This is a genomic window from Actinoalloteichus spitiensis RMV-1378 (assembly GCF_000239155.1).
GTDB classification, from domain to species: domain Bacteria; phylum Actinomycetota; class Actinomycetes; order Mycobacteriales; family Pseudonocardiaceae; genus Actinoalloteichus_B; species Actinoalloteichus_B spitiensis.
Genome location: NZ_AGVX02000584.1, coordinates 1 through 1,844 on the forward strand (window position 1 = coordinate 1; position 1,844 = coordinate 1,844).

Sequence of the window (1,844 nt, forward strand, 5' to 3'; positions counted from 1 at the left end):
CCCGCCCCGACCGGCAGCCCGGTCCCGCCCACCCGCTCCGCCGTCGCCCGGTCGGACTGCCGGTCGTCGGCGCCACCGGCCCCACCCCGAGCAGGTCCAGCCGCCGGAGCACCGCTGGAGGTCCGGTGGTCCCGCGGCGGTCGGCGAGCAGGGCGGTCCAGCCGCCGGCTCGGAGGCCCGATCCGCCGGTGCCTCCCCGGCGCCCCGCCCGCCCCGGCCCGCGACGCCGCTCGGGCCTGGATCCCGGTACCAGCTCCGACCAGGGAGGGGCCGGTGCGCGGGGGACCAGCGACGTGGGGAGGTACTCCCGCCGCTCGTGCGTCCGGTGCGCTCATCACCTCCCTCCGGAGGAGCCTTTCCCACGTCCGGGGGAACAGGTTCGACGCGGTGCGCGAGAACCGTGACCGCTCCGTGTCACCAAACGGGTGCCCTGCGTGCCCGTACGCGAGATCATCAGGACCAGGTTCACCGTGCCGCCGCACGGCACGGCCGGTCCCGAGCCTCCAACCGCCGCCGGGGGCCTCGCCGAGGGGAGTCCTGATGTCCACGACAGCACGCCTTGGGCCCGGGCAGCGGCCCGGGATCCTCGTCGTCCTGCTGCTCGGTTCGACCCTGAGCGTGATGGCGGGCGCCATCCTGGGGCCCGTGATCGAGGTGCTGCGCGCCGACCTGGCCGTCACGGGAACGGCCGCGGGGCTGGTGCTCACCGCCCACTCCCTGGCGATCGCCCTCGCCAGCCCGGTCGTGGGATGGGTCATGGACCGTTGGGGGGTGCGCCGCCCGTTGGCGGTGGGGCTCCTGGTGTACGGGCTGGCCGGCGGAGCGGGACTGGTGGTCGACTCCTACATCCCGCTGCTGGTCACCCGCCTGGTCTTCGGCCTGGGCGCGGCGGCCGTCTTCACGGGGACGACGGTGGCCATCCTCATGCTCTACCAGGGGGCGGCCCGCGATCGCGTGGTCGGATGGCGTTCGACCGCCGTCAGCCTGGGGGGCGTGCTCTGGCCCCTGGTCGGAGGAGCCCTGGGAGCGGTGTCCTGGCACGGCCCGTTCGCCGTCTACCTGGTCGGAATCCCGATCGCGGTCGCGACCCTGGTCGCGCTCCCCGAGGTGCCGGTTCCCGCCAGGGACCCGGGAAGCGGCGGACTGGTGCCGCTGCTGCGCACGCCCCTGCTGATGGCGTACTGCGGGTTGCTGCTGGTGCTGGCGATGTTGATGCTCGCCGTCGCGGTCTTCCTGCCCCAACGGCTCGCCCAGGTCGGCGTGCACAACCCCTTCGTCGTGTCGGTCTTCAGCGCGGTCCTCGCGGTCGCGATGAGCCTCGTCGGCCTGGTCTACGCGCGGATCCGCCGCCGCCTCCGGTACCCGGCGGTACTGCGGATCGCGGTGGTGGGCTGGAGCGCGGGTTTCCTCTGCCTCGGCCTGAGCGACTCGCCGCCGCTCATCCTGCTGGCGGTGACCACGTTCGGCCTGGGCATGGGACTGGCGATGCCCGCCCTCACCGTGCTGATCGCCGACGCCGCACCTCCCACCGCACGGGCACAGGCCACCTCGTTGGCCGGGACCGCCACCTTCGCGGGGCAGTTCGCGGCGCCGTTGCTGTTCGGTCCCCTGATGGAGGCGACCTCGATCACCGGCGGGTTCCTGTGCGCCGCCGGGCTGTCGGCGGTCCTGGTGGTGGCGCTGCTGTTCCTGCCGGAGGGGGCCGGGCCCCCGGGGCCGGCCGCCGGGCCGACGGAGACCCCGGCCGCCCCGGAGTCGGAGGGAGCGGGGCGCTGACCGTCCGGAGGCGGGCGTTTGAACCAGGCCCCCGGGAACGGGGCCGCCGTGCGCCCGCCGCGTCCGGG

Annotated in this window: 1 protein-coding gene; it reads left to right on the forward strand. The window is 75.2% G+C overall.

Features of this window, described 5'->3' with window-relative positions; genetic code table 11:
- Positions 1-540: 540 nt before the first annotated feature.
- Positions 541-1,776 (forward strand): MFS transporter, encoded by a 1,236-nt coding sequence (locus tag ACTIDRAF_RS30505; RefSeq protein ID WP_016700885.1) that lies wholly within the window; start codon positions 541-543, stop codon positions 1,774-1,776.
- Positions 1,777-1,844 lie beyond the last annotated feature (68 nt).

What these genes read in the sequence shown, in the direction of transcription:
- ACTIDRAF_RS30505 (WP_016700885.1), top strand. Translation starts at nt 541, where the DNA reads ATGTCCACGACAGCACGCCTTGGGCCCGGGCAGCGGCCCGGGATCCTC.